Source organism: Mesorhizobium sp. M4B.F.Ca.ET.089.01.1.1 (genome assembly GCF_004022605.1).
Lineage (GTDB): Bacteria > Pseudomonadota > Alphaproteobacteria > Rhizobiales > Rhizobiaceae > Mesorhizobium > Mesorhizobium abyssinicae.
In genome coordinates, this window is the sequence record NZ_RZOS01000947.1 from 1 (window position 1) to 972 (window position 972).

At 60.4% G+C, this 972-nt stretch carries 1 protein-coding gene; it reads left to right on the forward strand.

Annotation, left to right across the window (positions count from 1 at the left end):
- Positions 1-622 precede the first annotated feature (622 nt).
- A partial coding sequence (locus EN780_RS35255) for a DeoR family transcriptional regulator (protein ID WP_133372909.1) occupies positions 623-972 on the forward strand: 350 nt, incomplete at its 3' end.

Genomic DNA, 972 nt, shown 5'->3' on the forward strand with positions numbered 1-972 from the left:
CCCTCCCACCATGCCGGCGCGAAAGCGACGTTTGCGGGGGATGTCGTTCGTCAGAAGGCTCATAGGTCCCCATCGCGCATTTCGGTCCATCTTTGGACTTGGTCGGAAGTGTCGCACTCGTCCTATTCGACAGCGGCTGCGATGAGGAACGGTCGACGGTATCCTTCCACTCGCGAGATCGAGCGACAAGTTCGCACGGTTCCAATCTGTGACGCAGAGTGACGCGATGTGCCTAGGTCGCTGTCTGTCGTGCATCAAGTCCAGGCTCCCACTTGAGCGCCGCTCAGCCGCGATGGTATCGGCGCCCGCAATCAATCACGACAGCCCGGGGTTGGTCTGATGGATAGGATATCACGGGGGGGCCTCCACGACCCCCGTTCCCCGTTTCCCGACATCGGAAATGAACGTCCAAATGCGTCAGGAATGGTGACTGTGCGAAATTGCATCGGTGAGCGGCTGGTAGTGAGGCTTATCGACCACATGATCGACGAACAGTGCCCTTGGCTCGACCTGCAGCGACGGTTCATCATGACATTGTGGCCTGGGACGGTTGGGAGTTATATCCGCTAGCCATGAAGACGGAAAAAGAAGCTGCCCATGATCTGTCTGGGAGGTTTGGGTGATGCTTTCGGAAGAGCGCCAGGCGATCATACGCGATCGATTAGCGGAGCAAGGCAAGGTCCTGGCCAACGCGCTGGCGCTCGAATTCCGTGTGTCGGAAGACACCGTACGCCGCGATCTTCGCGATCTTGCCAAAGCCGGGTTTTGCCGCAGGGTCTACGGCGGAGCGCTCGCCAGATCATCAGCGACCGGCACGGGAGGCGGGCGGTTGAAAATCTCCGTCTCCGATCTCGCGGCGCCGGCTGCTACCGCAACCAAGCTCGTGCAGCCCGGCGCGGTGATCCTGATGGATCAAGCAGCCCTAAGCGTCGCATGCGCTGCCGCTTTGCCCCGTGACATGGCCTTGACGGT